The 21,883-nt window shown below is 34.7% G+C and carries 21 protein-coding genes and 1 pseudogene; 8 read left to right on the forward strand and 14 right to left on the reverse strand.

Going from position 1 to position 21,883, the window contains the following annotated elements; translation table 11 throughout:
* Nucleotides 1-7: 7 nt before the first annotated feature.
* From ACWV26_RS13895 to ACWV26_RS13910, 4 genes are all read left to right on the forward strand, one after another.
* Nucleotides 8-1,735 carry a GMC family oxidoreductase gene (locus tag ACWV26_RS13895; RefSeq protein ID WP_455895327.1) on the forward strand — a complete coding sequence of 576 codons (1,728 nt, stop codon included), beginning with the start codon at nt 8-10 and terminating at the stop codon, nt 1,733-1,735.
* 411 nt (nt 1,736-2,146) lie between these two features.
* Entirely contained in the window at nt 2,147-3,025 is an 879-nt protein-coding gene (locus ACWV26_RS13900; protein WP_455895328.1) for a LysR family transcriptional regulator, read from the forward strand.
* A gap of 227 nt (nt 3,026-3,252) precedes the next feature.
* Entirely contained in the window at nt 3,253-3,549 is a 297-nt protein-coding gene (locus ACWV26_RS13905) for a hypothetical protein (RefSeq protein WP_455898260.1), read from the forward strand.
* A gap of 273 nt (nt 3,550-3,822) precedes the next feature.
* Entirely contained in the window at nt 3,823-4,641 is an 819-nt protein-coding gene (locus tag ACWV26_RS13910; protein ID WP_455895329.1) for a purine-nucleoside phosphorylase, read from the forward strand.
* Nucleotides 4,642-4,708: 67 nt separating this feature from the next.
* On the opposite strand, the gene ACWV26_RS13915 is transcribed toward ACWV26_RS13910, so the two are convergent.
* The 4 genes from ACWV26_RS13915 to ACWV26_RS13930 all read right to left on the reverse strand — a co-directional run bounded on the left by ACWV26_RS13915 (nt 4,709) and on the right by ACWV26_RS13930 (nt 8,840).
* Entirely contained in the window at nt 4,709-6,061 is a 1,353-nt protein-coding gene (locus ACWV26_RS13915; protein WP_455895330.1) for an MFS transporter, read from the reverse strand.
* Between the two features lie 190 nt (nt 6,062-6,251).
* The gene (locus ACWV26_RS13920) at nt 6,252-7,376 is read right to left on the reverse strand and encodes a cupin domain-containing protein (RefSeq protein WP_455895331.1); all 1,125 of its coding nucleotides are present in this window, start codon (nt 7,374-7,376) and stop codon (nt 6,252-6,254) included.
* A gap of 16 nt (nt 7,377-7,392) precedes the next feature.
* Nucleotides 7,393-7,896 carry a DinB family protein gene (locus tag ACWV26_RS13925; RefSeq protein WP_455895332.1) on the reverse strand — a complete coding sequence of 168 codons (504 nt, stop codon included), beginning with the start codon at nt 7,894-7,896 and terminating at the stop codon, nt 7,393-7,395.
* The gene (locus ACWV26_RS13930; RefSeq protein ID WP_455895333.1) at nt 7,893-8,840 is read right to left on the reverse strand and encodes a fumarylacetoacetate hydrolase family protein; all 948 of its coding nucleotides are present in this window, start codon (nt 8,838-8,840) and stop codon (nt 7,893-7,895) included. The genes ACWV26_RS13925 and ACWV26_RS13930 overlap by 4 nt, the downstream gene beginning before the upstream one ends.
* Nucleotides 8,841-9,021: 181 nt before the next feature.
* On the opposite strand from ACWV26_RS13930, the gene ACWV26_RS13935 reads away from it, so the two are divergent.
* Complete coding sequence (locus tag ACWV26_RS13935) at nt 9,022-9,768, forward strand: IclR family transcriptional regulator (RefSeq protein WP_455898261.1); 747 nt, start codon at nt 9,022-9,024, stop codon at nt 9,766-9,768.
* Nucleotides 9,769-9,775: 7 nt separating this feature from the next.
* Here ACWV26_RS13935 and ACWV26_RS13940 read toward each other — a convergent pair whose 3' ends face one another.
* Nucleotides 9,776-10,975 (reverse strand): FAD-dependent monooxygenase, encoded by a 1,200-nt coding sequence (locus ACWV26_RS13940; RefSeq protein ID WP_455895334.1) that lies wholly within the window; start codon nt 10,973-10,975, stop codon nt 9,776-9,778.
* A gap of 138 nt (nt 10,976-11,113) precedes the next feature.
* On the opposite strand from ACWV26_RS13940, the gene ACWV26_RS13945 reads away from it, so the two are divergent.
* From ACWV26_RS13945 to ACWV26_RS13955, 3 genes are all read left to right on the forward strand, one after another.
* Nucleotides 11,114-11,830 (forward strand): helix-turn-helix domain-containing protein, encoded by a 717-nt coding sequence (locus tag ACWV26_RS13945; RefSeq protein ID WP_455895335.1) that lies wholly within the window; start codon nt 11,114-11,116, stop codon nt 11,828-11,830.
* Nucleotides 11,831-12,134: 304 nt separating this feature from the next.
* Complete coding sequence (locus ACWV26_RS13950; protein WP_455895336.1) at nt 12,135-12,575, forward strand: MarR family winged helix-turn-helix transcriptional regulator; 441 nt, start codon at nt 12,135-12,137, stop codon at nt 12,573-12,575.
* Nucleotides 12,572-13,756, forward strand: a complete 1,185-nt coding sequence (locus ACWV26_RS13955; RefSeq protein ID WP_455895337.1) for an MFS transporter — start codon at nt 12,572-12,574, stop codon at nt 13,754-13,756. The genes ACWV26_RS13950 and ACWV26_RS13955 overlap by 4 nt, the downstream gene beginning before the upstream one ends.
* Before the next feature lie 191 nt (nt 13,757-13,947).
* Here ACWV26_RS13955 and ACWV26_RS13960 read toward each other — a convergent pair whose 3' ends face one another.
* The 9 genes and pseudogenes from ACWV26_RS13960 to ACWV26_RS14000 form a co-directional block, all read right to left on the reverse strand.
* On the reverse strand, nt 13,948-14,511 hold the full coding sequence (locus ACWV26_RS13960) for a 5' nucleotidase, NT5C type (protein WP_455895338.1): 564 nt from the start codon (nt 14,509-14,511) through the stop codon (nt 13,948-13,950).
* Between the two features lie 12 nt (nt 14,512-14,523).
* Nucleotides 14,524-15,600, reverse strand: a complete 1,077-nt coding sequence (locus tag ACWV26_RS13965; protein WP_455895339.1) for an FAD-dependent monooxygenase — start codon at nt 15,598-15,600, stop codon at nt 14,524-14,526.
* Nucleotide 15,601: 1 nt separating this feature from the next.
* Entirely contained in the window at nt 15,602-16,699 is a 1,098-nt protein-coding gene (gene ribD / locus ACWV26_RS13970) for a bifunctional diaminohydroxyphosphoribosylaminopyrimidine deaminase/5-amino-6-(5-phosphoribosylamino)uracil reductase RibD (RefSeq protein ID WP_455895340.1), read from the reverse strand.
* A 13-nt stretch (nt 16,700-16,712) separates the two neighbouring features.
* Nucleotides 16,713-17,456 (reverse strand): GTP cyclohydrolase II, encoded by a 744-nt coding sequence (locus tag ACWV26_RS13975; RefSeq protein ID WP_455895341.1) that lies wholly within the window; start codon nt 17,454-17,456, stop codon nt 16,713-16,715.
* A gap of 380 nt (nt 17,457-17,836) precedes the next feature.
* Complete coding sequence (locus ACWV26_RS13980) at nt 17,837-18,046, reverse strand: DUF3797 domain-containing protein (RefSeq protein ID WP_455895342.1); 210 nt, start codon at nt 18,044-18,046, stop codon at nt 17,837-17,839.
* Between the two features lie 286 nt (nt 18,047-18,332).
* Complete coding sequence (locus tag ACWV26_RS13985; RefSeq protein WP_455895343.1) at nt 18,333-18,551, reverse strand: gamma-type small acid-soluble spore protein; 219 nt, start codon at nt 18,549-18,551, stop codon at nt 18,333-18,335.
* 161 nt (nt 18,552-18,712) lie between these two features.
* Nucleotides 18,713-19,234 carry a DUF6241 domain-containing protein gene (locus ACWV26_RS13990; protein ID WP_455895344.1) on the reverse strand — a complete coding sequence of 174 codons (522 nt, stop codon included), beginning with the start codon at nt 19,232-19,234 and terminating at the stop codon, nt 18,713-18,715.
* 736 nt (nt 19,235-19,970) lie between these two features.
* Nucleotides 19,971-21,053, reverse strand: a pseudogene (locus ACWV26_RS13995) (type I restriction endonuclease subunit R, EcoR124 family); the annotation flags it as partial.
* Nucleotides 21,043-21,456: a hypothetical protein gene (locus tag ACWV26_RS14000; protein WP_455895345.1), complete on the reverse strand. Its 414-nt coding sequence runs from the start codon at nt 21,454-21,456 to the stop codon at nt 21,043-21,045. The pseudogene ACWV26_RS13995 and the gene ACWV26_RS14000, both read right to left, overlap by 11 nt.
* Between the last annotated feature and the right edge of the window lie 427 nt (nt 21,457-21,883).

Here is a 21,883-nt window from a genome sequence, read left to right on the forward strand (position 1 = left end):
AAATAGCATGGCTAAAAAATTAAATAGAGTACCCGTAGTTGTAGTAGGTATGGGGTGGGCAGGCGGTATCGTTTCAGCTGAGCTAACAAAAAAAGGTATACATGTTGTTGGGCTTGAACGTGGTAAAGATCGCACTACTGCTGATTATGCAATGGGTCACGATGAACTTCGTTACCAATCACGTACAGAATTAATGCAAGATTTAACAAAAGAAACAATTACACACAGAAACAGTATAAAAGAAGCAGCACTCCCAATGCGCCAATACGGTACTTTCATTGTCGGAGATGGCGTAGGTGGTGCAGGTAGTCACTGGAATGGTCAAACATATCGTTTCTTGCCTTACGATTTTGAAATCAAAACATTAACTGAAAAAAGATATGGTAAAAACAAAATCCCTGCTAACATGCCTCTTCAAGACTGGGGATTGACATACGATGATATGGAACCATATTATGATAAATTTGAAAAAATGGCTGGTACATCTGGTGAAGAAGTTGGAGAACCTTGGGGAAAACGCTCAAATCCATATCCAACAGGCCCAATGAAGAAAACAACAATCATGAAAATGTTTGAAAAAGCTACTAAAAAACTAGGCTATAAACCATATGTCATTCCTTCTGGTAATTTATCTGAAAACTATACAAACCCAGATGGTGTATCACGTGGTGCATGTCAATATTGTGCTTACTGTGAAAACTTCGGGTGTGAATACGGAGCAAAAGCCGACCCCGCTGTTACAGTTATTCCAGTTGCAAAGAAAACGGGTAAACTTGATCTTCGTACACATGCCAATGTTCTTAAACTCTTAAAAACTGGTGATAAAGTAACAGGTGTACTTTATGTTGATACTTTAACAGGTGTTGAATATGAACAACCGGCTGACGTTGTTGTAGTAGCAAGTTATGTATTTAACAATGCTCGTTTATTGTTGAACTCTAAAGTTGGTACTCCATACAACCCTCAAACTAAAACAGGTACAATTGGCAAAAACTATTGCTACCAAATGACATTTGGTACTACTCAATTATTCTTTGAAAACAAAGAATTTAACTTATACGGAGGCGCTGGTGCATTAGGTATTGAAATTCCTGAATTTGAAGGTGATAACTTCGACCATTCGAATGTTAACTTTATCCATGGCGCAGGTATTCGTGTAACACAATATGGTGACCGTCCAATCCATACAAACCGAGTACCAAGTGGCACACCTGCTTGGGGAGCAGAATTCAAAGCGAAATCTATAAAATATGCTAACTCTAACTTCCCAGTAAAAACTCAAGGTGCAACTATGCCAGACCGTTACAACTATCTAGACCTTGACCCAACTTACAAAGACGAATATGGCATGCCACTTCTTCGCATGACTTATGATTATACTGATAATGATAAAGCTATGGGTAAATATATGGCTAAAGTAACAGCAAAAATTGGGAATGAAATTGGTGCAGACATCATTGAAACTAGCACTGATACACCAAACTTCAATGTAAACAAAGATTCAAACACACATAATACTGGTGGTGTAATTATGGGGTTGGATCCTAAGACATCTGCAGTAAACACTTACTTACAAATGTGGGATGCTGACAATGTCTTTGTAGTTGGTTCATCTGCATTCCCTCATAACAGTAACTTTAACCCAACAGGTACACTTGGAGCTCTATCTTACCGTGCAGCAGAAGGTATCGAAAAATACCTTAAACAAGGTGGACTTTTAGTAAAACCAAAATAATATTTTTTTCAATGTGCAGGAATCGATATTAATTCAATTCCTGCTTTTTTCTTTTTCATAACTTTTTGGTTATCTATTTATATAAAAAAATCTATTTTTCATTTTTAGAAATCAGAATTATACTAGTTTGGTGTTAATAATTTGGGTTTACAAGTAATTTTGAAGAGCTATGTATCAATCAGTACGTGATATTATTCTTTTGTTCTATCGATTTTCTATAACAAAGCTATTATAAATAATTATTAATTCTCTATTTCCAAGTATTTGAAAAATAATACTCAGAAATATAATCAACTTATTACTCCATCCTCCAATAAATTCTTGCTCTTTTTTTAGATTGCATAAATGAATGACCATGGTAATTTGGTTATACTAATGGTAAAGATTTCGGGGGTGTTTTTCATAGATTTAATGCAATTACGTTATTTTCAAGTAACAGCTAAGCATGAGCATTTGACTCGTGCAGCTGATGAATTAAACATTTCACAACCCGCCTTAAGTAAAATGATTTCAAAATTAGAAGAAAATCTTGGATATGAATTATTTGATCGAGTAGGTCGTAATATTAAACTAAATAATTTTGGTGAAAGTTATTTAGGGACAGTAGAGAAAATTTTCTTATCGCTCCAAGAAGGCGAAGCAGAATTAGATCAATTAGCAGGAAAAGAGAATAATATCATTTCAATCGCTGTTACGATTCCAACTATTCTCCCTGAGTTATTGGGGGAATTTAACAAAATGCACCCAGAGGCCCGCTTTAAACAACGCCAAGTAATTCCCTCTCACATTAAGAAACTGATTGAGACAGGAGAGATTGATCTCTGCATTTCAACACAACCCGTTTTTGGTGATGATATTATGTGGTTGCCTCTAATAGAAGAAGAAATTCAAATGGCTGTACCACTTACCCATTCACTTGCAAATAAAAAGGAAATTTCATTAAAGCAATTATGTGACGAACCTTTTATTGTCATGCCAAAAGGATATCAATTCCGTGAAATGACAGAACTCTTTTGCATGAAAGCTGGTTTTTATCCCAAAATCATGTTCGAGGGTGAAGAAACAGGTATTACCTATCAATTAGTTGAACAGGGCATTGGAATTGCATTCTACCCTACTATATTATCTGCAGAACGAATTCAGAAGATTAATATGGCTAAGCTAAAAATTGTTGAACCAAAATGTTCAAGAACAGTTGGTCTGGTTTGGAATAAGAATCGAATTCAATCTAAAATGTTAGAGCATTTTATCCAATTTACTGAGACTTTCTTAAGAAATAGATATAAATGATTTTGATATTCAATATTTTTATTATATAAATATGACCTGATATAAAATATTTGATTCTATATCAGGTCGTTTTTATTTCTCCATATTAAATAAGAAGAAACTCCAAATTTATGGAACACTCGTTAAAAAAGTAATCATAGTACTAAAGAATAAATATAGACTTTTTGGGGAGATTAATAAAAAGACAAATACTTAATATAGGATTTTAAAAAAGAGGTGTACTTATGGTGGAATTCCCACTAATTCATACGAACTTTTGGGATGCAGTTTATGCCATTCCTATAATCATGATTGTAACGCAAATTTTAAAGATCTACCTTCGAATACCAAAAAAATATGTTCCAACACTTCCCCTTATTTTAGGTTTATTTATTTCTGTTTTTATCAGTCACCGCCACAATCTTATAGCAGGACTGTTTATGGGATGGTTTTACGGATATGCAGCCATTGGAAACTATGCAGCACTTAAAACAACGATTATTACCTATCAGCAATATAAAAAGAGACAAAGGATGACTGAATAAATCTTTTGTTTCTTTCAAATCGATTAAACGATAAATAGCTAAAACATCATACAAATCTTTAAATAAGAAAAGAATTTCATCAACATTTTTAGTTAGCAAACCTTATAAATGGTTAGTAAGTTTACCCCAAAATTACTTCCTTTTATAAATTTAAACTGATATACATACCATTTTAGTTATTTTGATTTTACAAAGATTCTAACTTCGTTTAAGCTTTTATTTGAGATAGTGCTATTCGCAATAAAGTAGCAACAATTCAAGGAGGAACTATTAATGCATAACACCCAAGATATTATGGAAGCAAAAGATTTCATTTTAAGCAAGACTAGCCAACAACCTGAGGTCGGTTTAATATTAGGCTCAGGACTTGGAAATCTTGCTGATGAAATTGAAAATTCAATTAGCATTCCATATAGTGAGATTCCACACTTTGCAAAATCTAGTGCTATTGGACATGCCAATGAACTTGTAATTGGTTCTTTAAATGGAAAGACAGTAGCAGCTATGAAAGGTCGCTTCCACTATTATGAAGGGTTTACTTTAGATGAAGTAACATTCCCTGTTCGTGTCATGAAAGCACTTGGCATTGAAAATTTAATCGTTACGAATGCTTGTGGCGCGGTAAATACAAACTTTGCACCTGGGGACTTAATGCTAATCACTGACCATATCAATTTAGCAGGTGCAAATCCATTAATCGGTCCAAATAATGATGAATTAGGAACACGTTTCCCTGACCTTTCTGAAGTTTATAGTAAAGAATTACGTAATGTAGCTTTAGAAGTAGCTTCAAAACAAAATATTTCACTGCAACAAGGTGTTTATGCTTGGTGGAGCGGTCCTACTTATGAAACGCCAGCTGAAGTTCGTATGGTCCGCACATTAGGGGCTGATGCAGTTGGTATGTCAACTGTTCCTGAAGCAATCGTAGCAAAACATGGAAATATGAAAGTACTTGGTATTTCTTGTTTAACAAATATGGCATGTGGAATTCTTGATCAACCTTTAAATCATGAAGAAGTGATTGAAGTTGCAGGTCAAGTAAATACTAAATTTGTTGGTCTTATTAAAGGATTATTAGAAGCTATGTAATTCGTAGCAAGCAAAAAGGCACTTGTTATAGCAAGTGCCTTTTTAGTATTTTATATGCAATTTTTTCTTATTCTACAGAAGGAATTGAAGAGATTGTTGTTTCCTCTAATGTATCAGCCTTTGCTTGTGCTTTAACAGGTACAATAGCTAAAGCAATAGCTGCGATTACACCTGGTATTGCAAATGCTAAAAAGTACTGATAATTAGGTAATGTTAGGGTGAGTAAAAAGCCACCTAAAATTGGTCCCATCATCCCGCCAATTCGTCCTACGCCTGAAGATGTCCCAAGTGCTGTAGATCGAATAAACGCTGGATAATATTGAGATACATATGCTTGTACAATATTTTGAGAGCCAATTGTAGCAGCCCCAGCCACCATTACTAAGAAGAATATCCAAACTTGACTTCCACCAAACCCTAATAATGTTAATGCCACTGCACCGGATGCGTACATCGGTACAAGCAAACGTTTAAAGCCATAGCGATCCGCTAATGGACCAATGATTAATGAACCTATAATTGCTCCGCCTTGTAAAGCAACTAAGAACAAAAGACTTGATGTTAAACCGTAGCCAGCTTGAATCATAAGCTTTGGCAACCACGTATTTAGGCCATAAACCATTAGCAAACAGCAGAAAAATGCTATCCAAAATAAAATCGTACTTAATGCTCTATTTTCCCGGAATAATGCTAAAGGACCGGTTTTTGTTGCTTCTGTTTCTAAAATAGTAAACTGCATCGTTTCATTAAAATTCTTTGTAGGTTCTACTTTTTGAAGTGTAAGAGCCAATTCCTTTAAACGATTCTTTTTTATTAAATAACGTGGTGTTTCAGGCAATTTATGATACATAATCGGTAAAATAACAAGTGGAATGAACGCTACCCAGAAAATAGACTCCCAGCCAAGTGTCGGCATTATGGTAATTCCTAAGATTGGCGCTAATATTCCCCCAACAGAATATCCACATAATACAATGGCAATAATAGTACCTTTATATTTTTTTGGAGAATAATCCGTTAATAGCGCGATTACATTTGGCATGATTCCACCTAACCCTAAACCCGCTGCAAATCTGAATATTCCGAATAATGTAGGTGAAGTAACAAAACCACATACTCCTGTAAATAAACTAAACAAGATAACCGTAATTGCAATGACTTTTTTACGCCCAATACGGTCAGCTAAAATCCCAAATACAATGGCACCAAACATCATACCAAATAATCCATAACTACTTAACGCACCTGCTTGGACTGATGTCAATCCCCATTCCTTTATCAGTACAGGTACAACTGTCCCATAAACTACTAAATCATAACCATCAAAAGAGATTAAAATGAATCCCCAAATCAGTAACATTATGTGGAATTTTGTAATTTTGCTCTGAGCAATTACATCATTAACGTGAACATTTTTCATTCTCCGCACCCCTGTCTTTCTATTCATAGTGAACAAAGTTATTAATAAGTGTCCCTTGAGAAGATTATAAGAGTTTACGAAAACGTTTTCAATAGTTTTTTAACAGAAAATTCATTTTTTCATAAAAAATCTAACTATTTTTTTGTATAAAAGAGAAAAAAGCGCATATTTTGCGCTTTTTCTCTTTTAGTTATATTTGAGAAGTTAAGATAACCGGCTTAAATTCATCTTTTACAGTTTGGAAACCGTTATTGCTATCATAATTGACTTTACGTTCTAAATTAAATTTCTCCATGATTGGTAAATCATTTGATTGGAATAATAAGCTTTCCTCTAATGCAACATGCTCATGCAATGCCCAGTTTGGAACAACAAAGTAATCACCTTTTGACCAATCAAAGCGTGTACCATTAATAACCGTATAGCCTGATCCTTCATGTACATGGTAGATAGAAGAATGCGTATGGCGATGTGCTTTTGAATGGAAGCCTTTTGGTAAAAGTTGCATCCATGCAGCAATTGTAGGTACTGCTGTTTCTCCATTAGTAGGATTGATAAACTCAACAGCGTAGCCATCGTATGGATCTGGCTCGAATTGTTGTAATCCGTTTAATGCTGCAATTGTTCCTGCCCATTTGTAATTTCCAACTGGTACGCTCTTTGGATAACGGTCGCCAATCGGACGAACCATGCCACCTTGGTAGCGACTTTGTGTAAAATTATCAGGAACTGTAGGTTGTTGTAAGCCATCTGCATATGGATCAAAGAATGTTCCCGCCGCGTAATAGACAGTAGGAATATCTAAACAATCCATCCAAATCATAGGCTTATCACCTGGATGTCCATGACCGTGCCAAGAGCCAGCTGGTGTTACAACAAAGTCCCCACGTTCCATGAAAATACGTTGACCATCAACAATTGAATATGCACCTTCTCCTTCCATTACGAAGCGAAGTGCATTTTGTACGTGACGATGTGAAGGCGCTGCTTCACCAGGAAGTAACAACTGCACTGCAGCATACAATGTTTGAGTTGTTGATGCCCAGCCCCATGGTTGACGATAGTTTAAACCAGGGTTTTGGAAGTAAATCGCACGACGTTCACCACCACGTTCAGGTGTGAAAATTTCAGATGCGTCCATTAATTTTTTATAGATTAAGTCATATTTCCATAGATATGCTTGTGCATGTGGCTCTGGAGTATGTTTCATTAATTCTGGGATTGCATGCCATAGAGGTCCTAAATGGTAACGTTGTATATCGCGATCAAAATCTTGGACATCTTGATCTTGGTAAAAATCTTGTTTTTCTGCCATATTTACCACTCCGATTCTATATTAAATTAAGTTCCTTAACTTTATTAAGATGTCTTTCCATTTGGCCATAGTGACCTTCTGCATGTTTCACAATTAAATGATCTACAATAAACGACATCGGCTTTTGATCAAAATTCGGATTATAACTTGGTGCAGTAGAAGCTAGTTGTTCTTCTGTGATTGTATTTAATACCTCTTGAACATTTTGATCAAGCTTTGTTAGTATTTCAATCGCCTTTTCAGGTGTTAACTGCTCTGTTACAGCATCTGCAACAGCTGCTAGACGACGCACATGTTCATGATTACGTCCCCATTTTGCACCTGGTACAATTTGCAATGCCTTTATATCATCTAACCAAAAAGATACAGCCTCATCGATATGAGAAGCTACTTGAGCAACAGACCATTCTTCCTCTGATGGCTTTTGATGAAATAGTTTTGGATCAATTGACTCTAAAAGTGTTTTCATTTGTTCAATTGCTTGATGAAAGCGAGAAGTTTCATCTATTAAATTTATCATCGTGCAACAAGCTCCTTAGATACTGACTTCACTTTGTTTTCGATATGACCAATTTTTTCAATTTCAACACGTACAACGTCATCCTCTTTTAAGAACACTTGAGGATTACGAGCAACACCTACACCACCTGGAGTACCTGTTAAGACAACATCTCCTGGTTCTAGTGTCATAAGTTCAGATAAGAATGCTACCATTTTTTGTACTGTAAATACAAGATTCTTTGTATTAGAACGTTGACGTTCCTCACCATTCACAGTTAATACTACTTCAAGATTTGATGCATCTGGTAATTCATCAGTTGTAATTAAATATGGTCCCATTGGAGCAGTGCCATCAACTGTTTTACCTTGAAGCCATTGTAATGTACGGCGTTGAATGTCTCGGTAAGTTACATCATTTGTAATGGTATAACCTGCCACGTAATCTAGTGCATCTACTTCTGATACATTTTTTGCACGTTTACCAACAACGAATGTAAATTCTGCTTCATAATCTAGTTGTTCTGAAATTGGATAGAATGGAATATCTTCTTCTGGACCAATTAGCGTATTTGCATATTTAGCAAAGATTACTGGATTTGGAGGTAATTCACGACCCATTTCTAAAATATGTTCGCGATAATTATGTCCTACACAAACGATTTTTCCTGGGTTAGTAATAGGAGCGCCAATTTTGACAGAATCTTTTTCATAAGTAAGTTGTACATCTGATTTTCCACTTAGTGCGTATTCAATAGCTTTTTGTGCTAAAGCGAAGCTCTCTTCTCCACCTTCTAAAAAGCCCTTTGTATCTTGTGGTACATAAGCTTGTGCAATTTGAGCTGCACGGATTTTTCCTTCAGCTTTTAATGCTTCTTCAGTTGCTCTATTTAAATCAATAACTTGTGTTCCTTCAAGTGCGCCTAATCGCTCGCGGCCATTTTCTGTAAATGTAATAATTTTCATTTTTTTACCTCTTTCCTACGCTAAAATTTAATTTTGCTGAATTAATTTAATCTACTAATTTGATAAGCCTCAAAACTTCCATGTTTTGTAAAAACATAGACATATTCAATTATTTATGCCATGATACTGCATAGATTCATTTAACAAAGGAGAGATTTCTATCGCTACAAATAATTCAACAATTGCTTCACTTGCTACAGGTCTTAGCATTATTGAATTGGTTGCTAATAGTGAGTCACCAATGAAATTCACTGAAATTCAAGATGCTACAGGCATTACAAAAAGTAATTTATACAAATATTTGAATACTCTCATTCAAGCAAATATGCTTTATCGAGATCCTAAGCTTGGAGATTATTCTCTTGGATACGCATTACTTGAATACGGTAGTAAACTAATGCATCACGATGAAGTTTTGCAACGTATGTCTTACCATTTAAAAGAAATAAGTACGGAATCTAATATGACTACATTATTGGCAAGTTGGGTGAATGATCGTCCAATTATTACCCAAATCGTTAATACTAATTTTGGTCTAAACATTGGTGCGCATATTGGAACAGTTCTTCCATTACTATCATCTGTAGGTAAAGTGTTCGCTGCCTTCTCAGCAGATGATATCGTACAAGAATGGAAGCAAGAGTCTATCGCAAAAAGTCAGATTGCTACTTTTGAAAACGAGCTTGTGAAAATCCGCAATCAAAAGTTCGCCTATTCAAAAGAGCCTCTCGTCCGACATGTTTCATCTATTAGCTTTCCTATACTAAACTATCAAAATCAAATTATTGCAGCCATTGCTATTGTTGGATTCACAGAAGACATTCCCTCTTCAAAAGAAGCGGATTTAATCCAAAATATTATGCCAATCATTCTTGAAATGTCTGCAGTATTTGGCTATAAAAAGTCAGAGGAAAATTCTCCACTTTAATAAGATTCTATTTAACTGTTTCAGTTAATTTACGACGAAGATGATAGCCATATAAAAATTCAGGTACATTAATATCATCTTTATTGTGACGTTCAAAAATAACATCTCTTAATTTAATAATGAATGGATCTTCAGCATGGATAAATTCACCCCATGCACGTGCATTTCCTTGAACTTTTGCAGTACGAGGAATTCGTTCTTCTTGGTATGCTAAGAAAGCTTCATTATAAGAATCAGATTCTGCAAGTTTTTCGCCAATTACAAGTGCATCTTCAAATGCTTGACATGCACCTTGAGCTAAATATTGAAGCATTGGATGTGCTGCATCACCAAGTAGCGCAATATTGCCATCTGTCCAGTTATCAAGTGGTAGACGATCATACATTGGCCAGCGAATTTGACGGTGAATGAATGAGATAGCGTTAACCACTTGAGGATGGGCATTTGCAAAACGGCGATCCATTTCCTCTGGTGTACCCCAATCATTACTATCTTCTTTGTACTCGTATGATTTAAATACAACAACTTGGTTGTAAAGTTCTCCACGTCTTACTGGATATTGTACTAAGTGCATATTTGGTCCAATCCACATCATAACATCATCTAAGTTAGTATCATTTGATACTTCTTCAATTGGAATTGTTCCACGATAAGCTACATATTCTGAGCAAATCGGTTCATCATCACTGAAATGTTTACGGATATTTGATTTTAAACCGTCTGCTCCGATAACAGCATCTGCTTCAAATTGATCACCTTTATTATTTTTTACGACTGCACCCTCAGCTGTATTCTCAGCGCTTACGATTACTTGATTTGTTTCGAATGAAATATTTGGGTATTTTTTACACTCATTAAATAAAACACGGTGCAAGTCTGAACGGTGCATTACTAGGTAACCGTTTTCATAATGATTTTTAAAAGCTTCACCTAAATCTAATACTGCTAATTCTTCAGCTGTATACATATCTTTTAAAACTAAACGTTTTGGAAAAACTGCTAATTTTTTAATTTCAGGCATAACCCCAAGTTGTTTTAACACTTCAAGTGCATTTGGTGCTAATTGAATTCCTGCCCCAACTTCTCCGAATTCAGGAGCTTGTTCTAACACCTTCACACTTTTACCAGTTTTCTTTTCAATACTTAATGCTGCAGCAAGTCCTCCAATACCTCCACCTACTACGATTACATCACTTTGTTTTGTCATTTGAGGTACCCCCTTTATATTTTCGATTCCACTTATAGTGAAATTTGTTTACTATTACGATAATTAGATTATAATAAATTATGAATTGTGTCAACTGTCTGACAAAAAATAATTATTAACAATAAAGGAGAAATTGAAGTGATAAAGCAGCAAAACAATGCAGTTATACAATCTCTCGCAACAGGAATTGACTTATTAGATGTAATCATTCATCAAGAAAAACCCTTAAAATTCACGGAGATTCAAGCACTTTCCGATTTAAAAACTAGCAATCTTTATAAATACTTATCTACATTAGCGGAAGCAAACCTTATTCAAAAAAACAGTAAGGAAAACACGTTTTCACCTGGTCCTAAATTGCTTGAATGGCAACAATCCATTGCCAGAAAACAGGTGCCTTTCATCGATGAACTGATCTCAAATTTAGAACATTTAAGTACAATAACCGATCTTACAACACTTATTGCTATTCCCTCATCTGAAGGACCTATTGTTTCAGGTATTCACCATTCACTTTATGGAGTTAACATTGGGGCACAGATGGGCTCTTACTTGCCCCTGGCTTCATCTACGGGCGTTGTTCAAGCAGCTTTTGATCCAAACTTTTCAAAAAGCATTTCAGAATCAATTATTTTAGAGAAAATCATTAATACACAAAAAAACTCCTTTGCAAGTTACAAAGAACCGCTTGTCCAATACATTTCGTCTTGTAGTATGCCAATAATCTTGAATGAACAATTAGTTGCAATTTTAACATTGGTAGGTTTTACACCACTGATACCGGAAGATTCTAAAGATGAAAGAATCGTCAAATGTATGGAATTTATTGATTCTCTTTCTAAGCAAAAAACCTAACTACTTATCAAGAGTTAACTATTGAATCTATTATTCAAATTGAAGTAGAATATTAAAACAGTTATAGGAGAAAAAGCGTCAAACCCTTTATTACTTGGTTTTGACGCTTTTTTTATTATTATTTGCACATGATTATCCCACTTAATAATTTGTCATTCCATAATCCTAAATTAAGAAAAATTACGATTAATAGAGAATAAACAGTAATAAATTTTTATATTGAATTCACCGATATAAAATAGTATAATCCAATTTATTAGTCGAAAAATGTTGTCACTGACAACAAAAATGGAAGGAATTAATCATGTATAACAAAAAATTATTTTTCGATATTATTTTGACATATCATCCCTTTGACAGACAATTAAATGATTTTTTACTAAAACATAATTTACGCCGTCCGGAATGGGCTATACTCTATCTTCTAGTTTCTGCCCCACATTTAGCACTTATTGATGTTGGCCGTTATTTAAACATGGACCGCGGCAATGTGACGCGAGCAATCAAACATTTAATATCACTCAACATAATAGAAATGCATCCTTCAGAAACAGATCGTCGTAAAAAGAATGTCATAATCACAGAAAACGGACATCAAATTTTTAATGAACTTCTTGAAAAAGTCAATAGCTTTGAACTTGAATTACTTGAAGGTATTTCTGAAGAAGAACAGCGGATTACACAGGAGACATTAGAGAAGGTTAAAAACAAATTAATATCAAGAGAGCGAGAGAATCAACAGTGAGTAATTCACAAGAAAAACTGTGGACAAAAAACTTTATTGATATGTCCCTAATTAACTTTATAATCATGGTCATCTTCTATTTGTTAATGGTAACGATGGCCTCTTTTGCAGCGAAGGTATATCATGCATCGGCTGCAGAAGCTGGATTGATTTCCGGTATTTACATTGTGGGAGCATTAATTGGCCGTATTATTACAGGGCGTATTATCAATAAAGTCGGTGCAAAAAAAATCCTTATGATTGGATTAATCTTCTTTACCATTACACTAGCATTTTATTTCATCCAAGCAGGCGTCGCAGTATTACTTGCTAGCCGCTTTGTAAACGGGGTCGCAGTCGGTATTGCATCTACTGCTACAAGTACAGTTGTTGCACAAATTCTACCAGCTGCACGTAAAGGTGAAGGTATTGGATACTTTAGTATGAGTACAACATTAGGTACTGCTATCGGACCATTCCTTGGTTTAATGTTAAGTCAATATACTTCTTACTTCATCATTTTCGCACTTTGCTTTATTCTTGGTTTGTTTACCGTTTTAAGTGGATTTTTCACAAAAGTACCTAAAATACAAGCTACTACAAAAACGACAGAAGTAAAAGGGTTCCACATTTCACAATTTATCGATTTTAAAGCATTGCCTATCGGTATTTTAATGATGTTATTTGCGTTAGGTTATGCAAGCATCATTGCCTTTATCAATTTCTTCGCCGAAGAACGCGATGTCGTTAGTGCATCTAGTTTTTTCTTCTTTGTCTATGCGGTAGCTGTATTGATTACACGCCCATTCTCAGGTCGCATAATCGATACGAAGGGTGCCAATTATATCGTATATCCAGGAATTATACTATTCGGTATTGGATTAATCCTATTGAGTATTTCTCATACACCAGTCCTTTTATTAATCTCAGGTGTAATTATTGGTATAGGATATGGTAATGTTTCTTCAACATTCCAAACGCTTGCTATTAAGGTAACAAGACCTGAAAATATGGGCTTAGCAACATCAACATATTTTATCGGTATGGATGTCGGTCTTGGATTTGGACCTTACCTACTCGGCTATTTAGTTCCTTCGCTTGGATATGGTAGCTTATATTTATGGCTTGGAGTATTTATTTTCATCTTATTGGCCGTTTATTTTTTCTTACACGGAAAAAAAGATCATATATTGATGGCTTAAATTCAACTATTTATATAGTATCCTATTAAAAGTTTAAAAGACATAAATTCAGTATTGCTGAATTTATGTCTTTTTTTGTAAATTGCCCTATTTTTATATTTTAGATTAAAGTAATTGACAAAAAAATCTCTAAGCTGTTTGTCCAACTTAAAGCGGTGTCAGATCAACTTAGAGATTTTTATTACTAATCTTTATATATTTACTAAGGACTTAAATTCAGTCCAAGAATTAAGGCGTGGTAGGTTGACGTCTTGATTATAGGATTGGTTCATGACAATTGCTTTTGTTTCGACATCTTCAAGAGTTAATAATACGGCTGGTTTGTCATCGAAGTAGTAATCAAGATTTAGTGATTTGATTGTCTCGATTTTCTCATGATCTTGCATACCACAATAAAATTGTTCATCTTTCACCGGAAAACCTTTTTCTTTCATCCATTCACGCGTTCTTTCACAATATTGTTTTGGGCGTGAAGTAATGAAGTAAATTTCATGACCATCCGCTTCTAACTGTTGCAGTGTTTCTAATGCATGTTCAAAAGCTGGACAATCTGTAAAGTAAATGTCTTCTAAAGAAGATGACCACATGTGACTGCCTTGTTCATCTGTTAATCCAAATGCTTCGTGAATTTCTACTCTTTGTAATGCACGAAAAACTTCAAGTCCTACTTCTCTTCCAAGTTTTTTGTTGTACAGATGAAAGGCATGTTCGCGTAAATTAATTAATGTATCATCAATATCAAATCCAAATTTCAAAAAAAGTTCCTCCTACGATAATACGGCAAAGTTCTCTGTATATGTTTGTTCCATTTCTAATTGTGATGCTAGAAGTTTCTTTGCTTCTTTTTTGCGTACTGTTGTAAAATAGGCAAAATCAAGTTGTGTGAGATGATCTTTATGGATTAATTCCGCTAATGCATCGGCATCGTTTAATGCACAGTTTAATCCATATCCTCCTGTTGGGGTCATTGTATGTACGGCATCACCAATACATAGCAATCCTTCTTTCCCCCACTCTTCACTGAAGCTACTAAATACATCTAGTAGCACAAAATCGTGCCATGATTGAATATGGTTTCGAACTGTTTCTTCGAGCTCAGGAAATGCCTCAATTAGTTTATCGATAAACGGTGTGATTGATTGTTTACGCAATAAAGGAAATGATCCTTTATCTATATTCCAACCGATTTGAATAAAATTATTTGCCTGTGAATAGACAGCTAATTGTAAATCATCAATGACTGCATTTTTAATCGATGGCGACCAATTTGTTGGCGCAGGAATTCTAGCCCATAACAAATCAAATGCGTGCATATAGGGTGTTGTATCCAAGCCAGCCTTTTTACGAACTGTTGAGTAACGACCATCTGCTCCGACGATTAAATCTGCTTCAACAACTTGTATTTCTTCACCGTGCTTCGTTTTAATAGCATGAAAGCGACCCAATTCATCTTGTAATACATCAGAAACAGTAGTATTTAGCCATAAATGAAAGTTGGGCAGTTTTTTTGCTTCGTTTAGAATAGCTGTCAACAAATTCGCTTGGGGCACATGAATACCTAGATGACCGATTGCTGGATCTGGTTCAATCGCTTTAAAAAGCCTACCATCTTGCCAATACTCAATATGCTCTATCCGTAAAAGCCCTAGTTCTTCTACTTGATCAAATAAATGATGCTTCTTTAAAATTGCTTCACCATCTTCGTTGATATGCTCGCCTCTAAAAAATTTTCCTACTTTTTCGGACTTTTCAATTAAGAGTACAGATATATTCTTCTTTGCTAATAAATAAGCAAGTAATGTACCACCAGGGCCCGCACCTACTACACATATATCTACTTTCAACTTACTCACCCTTTGGATAGGCAATAATACGAAGATCCTCGCCCATTTTTTCAAATGTGTCAAATGATAAGAGTGAGGCTGCATCCATCATGTCCACATCTTCTCCTCGTACTGGAGAAATCGAATGTTCGCCACCAATAATTTTTGGTGCAACATAAACAATATATTTATCAACTAGGTGTTGACGTATAAACGATGCATGAACCGCACCGCCACCTTCTACTAAAATCTCTGTAATGCCTTCTTGATATAGAATATCTAAAGTCGCATTTAAATCAAGGCCATGCTCATTTGTAGGAACATACAGTATTTGCACGCCTTTTGCTTCATATTCTGCCACTTTTGTACGCTCAATTGCTGAATCTGTAACAATAATAGTTTTTGCTTCTGTTGTATCCATCACATTCGCATCAAGTGGTGTACGTAATTTACTGTCTAGAATAATACGAAATGCATTTTTGCCACCTTGAGGTAATCGAGTTGTTAAAGATGGATTATCTGCTAGTACAGTCCCGACCCCTACTAAAATACCATCTACTTCATGACGAATTTCATGAACATCTTTGCGTGCTGTTTCTCCAGTAATCCATTTTGAGTGACCTGTGTGTGTAGCAATTTTGCCATCTAATGTCATCGCAAATTTTGAAATAACAAAAGGTTTACTTGTAAGCATATTGTGTATGAATCGTTCATTTAGACGTTTTGCTTCATCTTCAAGTACTCCAACTTTAACTTCAATACCTGCATCGCGAAGAAGCTTAATTCCACGTCCAGCAACTTGTGGATTTGGATCTTGCATAGCAACAACGACCCGACTTACTTTACCTTCAATTACACGATTCGCACAAGGGGGAGTTTTGCCATAATGGGAACAAGGTTCAAGTGTTACATATAGTGTTGCCCCTTCTGCATGACTACCTGCCATATTGAAGGCATGTACTTCTGCATGCGGTTCTCCGGCCTTACGATGAAGTCCCGTACCGACAATGACACCATTTTTTACAATTACTGCCCCCACAAGTGGATTCGGATTGGTATTTCCTTTTGCACTAGCTGCTAATTCTAATGCTAAACGCATATAGTCTTGATCTGTTTTCATAATGCATAACTCCTTACTGTAACGTAACTTTTTTCAATGGGATATGCCCTGATTTATTTATTTTGGTTTGTAAATAAAACTTATTTGTTTCAGTTAAACCACCCCAAAGTGGAATATGCCCATCTGCCAATAGACCATGTTCTTTTAGAGCATTTAACTTTTTAGGATTGTTTGTAATAAGTGTCACCGGTTTTTGTCGTAACGTTTCTAGGACGCGAATGGCATCTTCATAATTACGAGTATCATCTTCAAATCCTAGTGCATGATTTGCCTCGACTGTATCAAAACCTTGCTCTTGTAGTAAATATGCTAAGGATTTTGAAAACAGGCCAATCCCACGACCCTCATGGTTTGCTAAATAAAATATTGCCCCACATCCATGTTCTTTAATCATTTTCATCGATTCATGGAGTTGGTATCCACAATCACAACGTTGACTTCCAAAGATATCACCTGTGTGACATATACTGTGCATCCGTATAAGCGCTTCATCACCATTTTCAAAATCGCCATAAGCAAGAACAGATGACTGTTGTCCAAAAGCTAAATTCGACGTAGCAAGTGAGTCTATAACTTCTTCTTTTGTTAAACTTGCATCAACAACATGCCATGAATACCATTGAAAAGTCGCTTCAAATTCACCTTGTTTTACAGGAAGTTTTACGGGTCCTACAATACATATATTTTCTGTTTCTGAACGTTTTGCAAATTTCATTTTATCTTGTAAAAAATCTATTGTTTTTTGTAATGTTGTCATAGTTTCTCCTAGTCTTTCTTTTTGGATATTACTTACTAATCGTAAGTAAGTATATAATTATAACCCATCGATAGTCAAATGATATTTCTCTTGATGATCGCAAAAAAAGAAGCGGATGCATTTATTGCATCCGCTTCTAGTATCTACTTGAATCATTCGAAAGTAAATAGATTAGATTCTTATAGTATTTGTTTTTTGTTGACCAGCTTAAACACTAGTCAATTCTTGATTTATGTAATGGTGATATCAATGTATATAATAAATTAAGGAGTACCACTAAAGCTTCATGAAAATATGTTAGATTAAGCGTTTTCGAACCTTCATCTAAGAATTGATCAAGCGAAGATTAACTTTCCAGCTTCCAACAGTTTCCAAATATCTTACACTTTATCTACTTTAATCTTAACTTCCCATCCACATTTGCAAGTACGTTCAAAAGTTCCTACTTTTCCATTGTAATCCATCGTACCAGCCTTTTTGCTATCTCCTATTGCAGCGCTTCCGCATTGAGGACAAGTTCCATAATCCTTAACAAGCTCTTTGATTAAGTTCAAATTGTTGTAAACCTCTTCCTTGTATTTATAACTCAAATTTTCTCCCCTTCACTTTGTTTTTTAAAATACATTACACTCCTAGCATATTCCAATATGGTTAGAATTGGTGCTTGTTTATTATTAATTCATCTGTTTTAAATCTCAGAGTCACCAAAAATAAAAAATGCTTCAAATCCTTAATGAAAAAGATTTGAAGCATTTACTAAAACAAATATTATCTGTTTTGAAAATTAGTTTGAAAAACTTCGTGTGGTTATATAAAAAGAGAAAGTAAAACCTTCTCTTTTATATGACTTTTAAGAAAAATACTCTCTTTGGATTATTATGAGTTATTTTGTTTGTTATAGCTATAAATTCCAGAAGCTTGTTGTTTATTACGCTTAGCTTTTGCATTTTGTTGCCTTACTTCGTTGAAGTTTGTTTCAGCACCAAATTCTTCTTGTTGACCATATAAACCTGCTGTTCCTTGTTCATATGAATTAAAATTTTGTGCATCTTGTTGTCTTACTTCTTGTGCGTATTTATTTGATTTTTTGCCCATTAAAATCACCTCCACGAAATATAACTTGTGCAGTAAAGGTAATTTAATACAAAAGGTCTTAAAGCTCTTTTTGTACGTTTGCCAAATATTTTGCAAAGGTCCTGGCATAGGTAGAATTGAATCCCTCTGAATGAAAAAAATAGACGAAAGGAATTTTTCGCCTAAAATTTATTTCTAAAGTTTTCGGTTGTAAATTCAAGTTCTTCACTATCTGTCAATAATCGGTCTGCACTTCCAATTGTTCCGCCTTGCATATCCCAAATATCGTTGTGTGGATTTACGGCGTCATGGAAGTCGCCTTCTTTCCATTGTGTTAAAATATGACGATAAAGTTTTTCGTGTTCATATTTTGTTTCATCCAGTACTCGAAGCAAGTTATCAACTCGTTCTGATGTCAATTCTAGCGCTCCCCACTTATCAGAAGCATGAACTTTTTGGTGCGACATCATATGAATTTGTTGTTGGAAATCTTCTTCGGAAGGAATCATTCCGTCTTCGATTGCATTCGAAACTTCAATGAACGCTTCGGGTGAACCCATTCGGTCTTTCGTGTAGTTTTGCGTAGTGTCCCTCGAATCACTACTTTCCTCAATATTTTCAAATAATTTTAAAGTTGCTAGTGTACCAACAGCAACAAATAAAACAAACCCAAGTGACCATGCGGCGAATTTTTTCCAAGTCAAATGAATTCCCCTTTTCTCGTATTCTTGTACCTTATTTACATTCTAAGTAATGAAAACAATCGGCAATTAACACCATGCCATTATTTTACTTTATTATCCTTATATTTGTAAACAATTGGTATTCGTTCACCCCGTCGAATCGTTTTTACAAATCGCTCAATACGTTAATTTCCAATGTCGCTTGTCTTTATTTGATTCAATATGAATTTCAATGCAATATCAATTTTTAGTAACCCCGTTTTGTTCAAATCTTTTTTTTAAAAGATCGAACAAGTTGGCTAGATTAGCTTGACCCGTTAGTTTTTTGTTTTTTAACCACAAAAAAACCCTCCTAACATAATCGCTAGGAAGGCGTGTGTTTATGACGGGCTTTATTGCCGTTTAAAATATGTCCCAGGAGTACTTATAAGTATTCCTGGGATGTTGATTTTACAAGGAGTTGGGGGATGCTATGTGTAGAATTTGTGTAAAATATCCTAAGTTGAATTTACATCCTAAATTTTATTAATACTTTATTAAATTAGATCAGTACATCCGACCCACAAAATAAAAGAAACATTTTAACCAACAAGACTTATTAACAAGACTTCTTTCAGATATTTATTTAAGAATTTAAAAGTTAGGGTTCGCATGTTAAAAGAACAAGAATTATTCATTAATTATAACTAAACAGTAAAGTACAAAAAATAATAAGTTTGAGAATTACTCAAACTTATTCCAGTACTTCTAAATCCCTTTACCGTAACTCCTCATCCAACGGCACAACATATTCATCCAGTGTAGTTCTCCATTGTCGTTTCATTTCTGGACCGTATTTTAGAGGTTTTGCATCTGGGTGTGCAATTTTATATTGATCAAATCGCTTACTGTCGATAATCCCTCCGATATTTGGAATAGGATCTGCGCCTATTATATATTGCATAGCTGATGTATGGAGTTCGCCTTCATCTACAAACCAAGTATTCGCAAATTCAGTAATGACGTGATTGCGTGCTGCTGTAAAGAAACTACGTTTTACAACAAAAATATCTTCGTCTGCCTCTACTTCTTTATTATCAATAGCACTCAAAATATTTCGATATATTTCTTTTACTACTTCTGATTTTTTCAGTTTCTGAAGCGCACTTTCGATTTCTTCACGAATATCCTTATTGTTTGCTGAATATGTGCCTAATAGCTGGTCGATATATGCTGAATCAATATCATAAATGTTCCCTACATTATCTCCATAAAACTCAATACTTGAAAAGTCTGGGGATATACCATCTGTTGTTCTTTTATTTACAATGGACCCTTTGACTGTATTATACGCACCAACATACTCTTCTAAAGTCTCTACTTGTTCGTGCAACGCCTTTGATTTTTCTATGTCATCATTGTATTCATCATATGTCACTAAAGCTTCAAATGAATTGCTTAGCTCTTGGAAAGCTTTCACAAAATCAATTTTTACCTCAAGTGGAGAATGTTCATCAATTTCGGTTGGATCTGAAATAACATGTTTTAATTCTTTATGTGCTTTTTTAAAACGTTTTTTCGATTCATCATATGTTGGATATACTAAATTCGTTTCTTCTTGTTCATTAGAATACAATTTTGTTGCATCCGCTACATTTTGCTCCATTGAAAATGGCTTTCTAAATGTGACAATTAAACCTTTTGTTTTCCCTGGATACGTACGGTTCGTTCTTGAAAATGCTTGAATTAAATTCGCATAGCTTAAATTACGATCAACAAATAATGTTTGAATTGTTGGTGCATCAAAACCCGTTAGTAGACGATCGACTACGATTACTAAGTCTACTTGTTTACCAAACTCTTAGATTATCGTTAACGAGTTCTTTACGCAACAACAAAGATTGTTCATGCAATTCTTTAACATATTCGAATATGGGCGTGAAAAAGCTTGGGTGACGTAGATACTTTTTCAAAGAGTAAAATAACCTCTTTCCTACTTCGTTTTCTTCGTAATCATGAAAACAGGCAGGATCAGTCTCTTTAAATTTTTCTATCCATTGTATGAGTGATTTCACTGCATCTGCATCTATACTGCACATCAATTGGATTAAACTACTTTTTGTATTGCTATTCCCTTCTATAAACGGTTGCTCTAAATCTGCTATATGTACTTCTTGAGCTTTAATGAGCTTGGATAATAAATTAACCCCCTTCGTTCTCTCTCTTTTTTCTTCTGAACTAATTAAAGGCAATACTTGTTCCATTATTTCAATTCTCCCTTGTTTTCTTCACCTTATTTTCTTTTTAAGAAAGCTATTCAGCAAAAACCCCCAATAGCATAGGCTTTATTTCTTTATCCCAAAACTTGAAAATCTTTCTTTCACTAAACTGCTCCTTTAGTTTAAGTGTACTTCTTCACAATATTCATTAGCGGTACTACAGAATTTGGCCCTTTAATTGAATAATATTATTGAAATTTTTTTAGGGGTGAAAGAAAAACCCTTTATTATTAATACATAAGCGTTTATTAAATTTAAAATAATGAAGGTTGAATAACGTTTATTGAAGTCGCATCAATCTCTAATTCTTCATTAGATGGGTAAAAATAGCAATCATCAATACCTGAACTCTCTTTTGTCGAAATACAGATTCCCTTTTTCTGCTTCATTCATTAAAGCAAGAACAACATTC

It is taken from the genome of Rummeliibacillus sp. JY-2-4R (assembly GCF_053847205.1).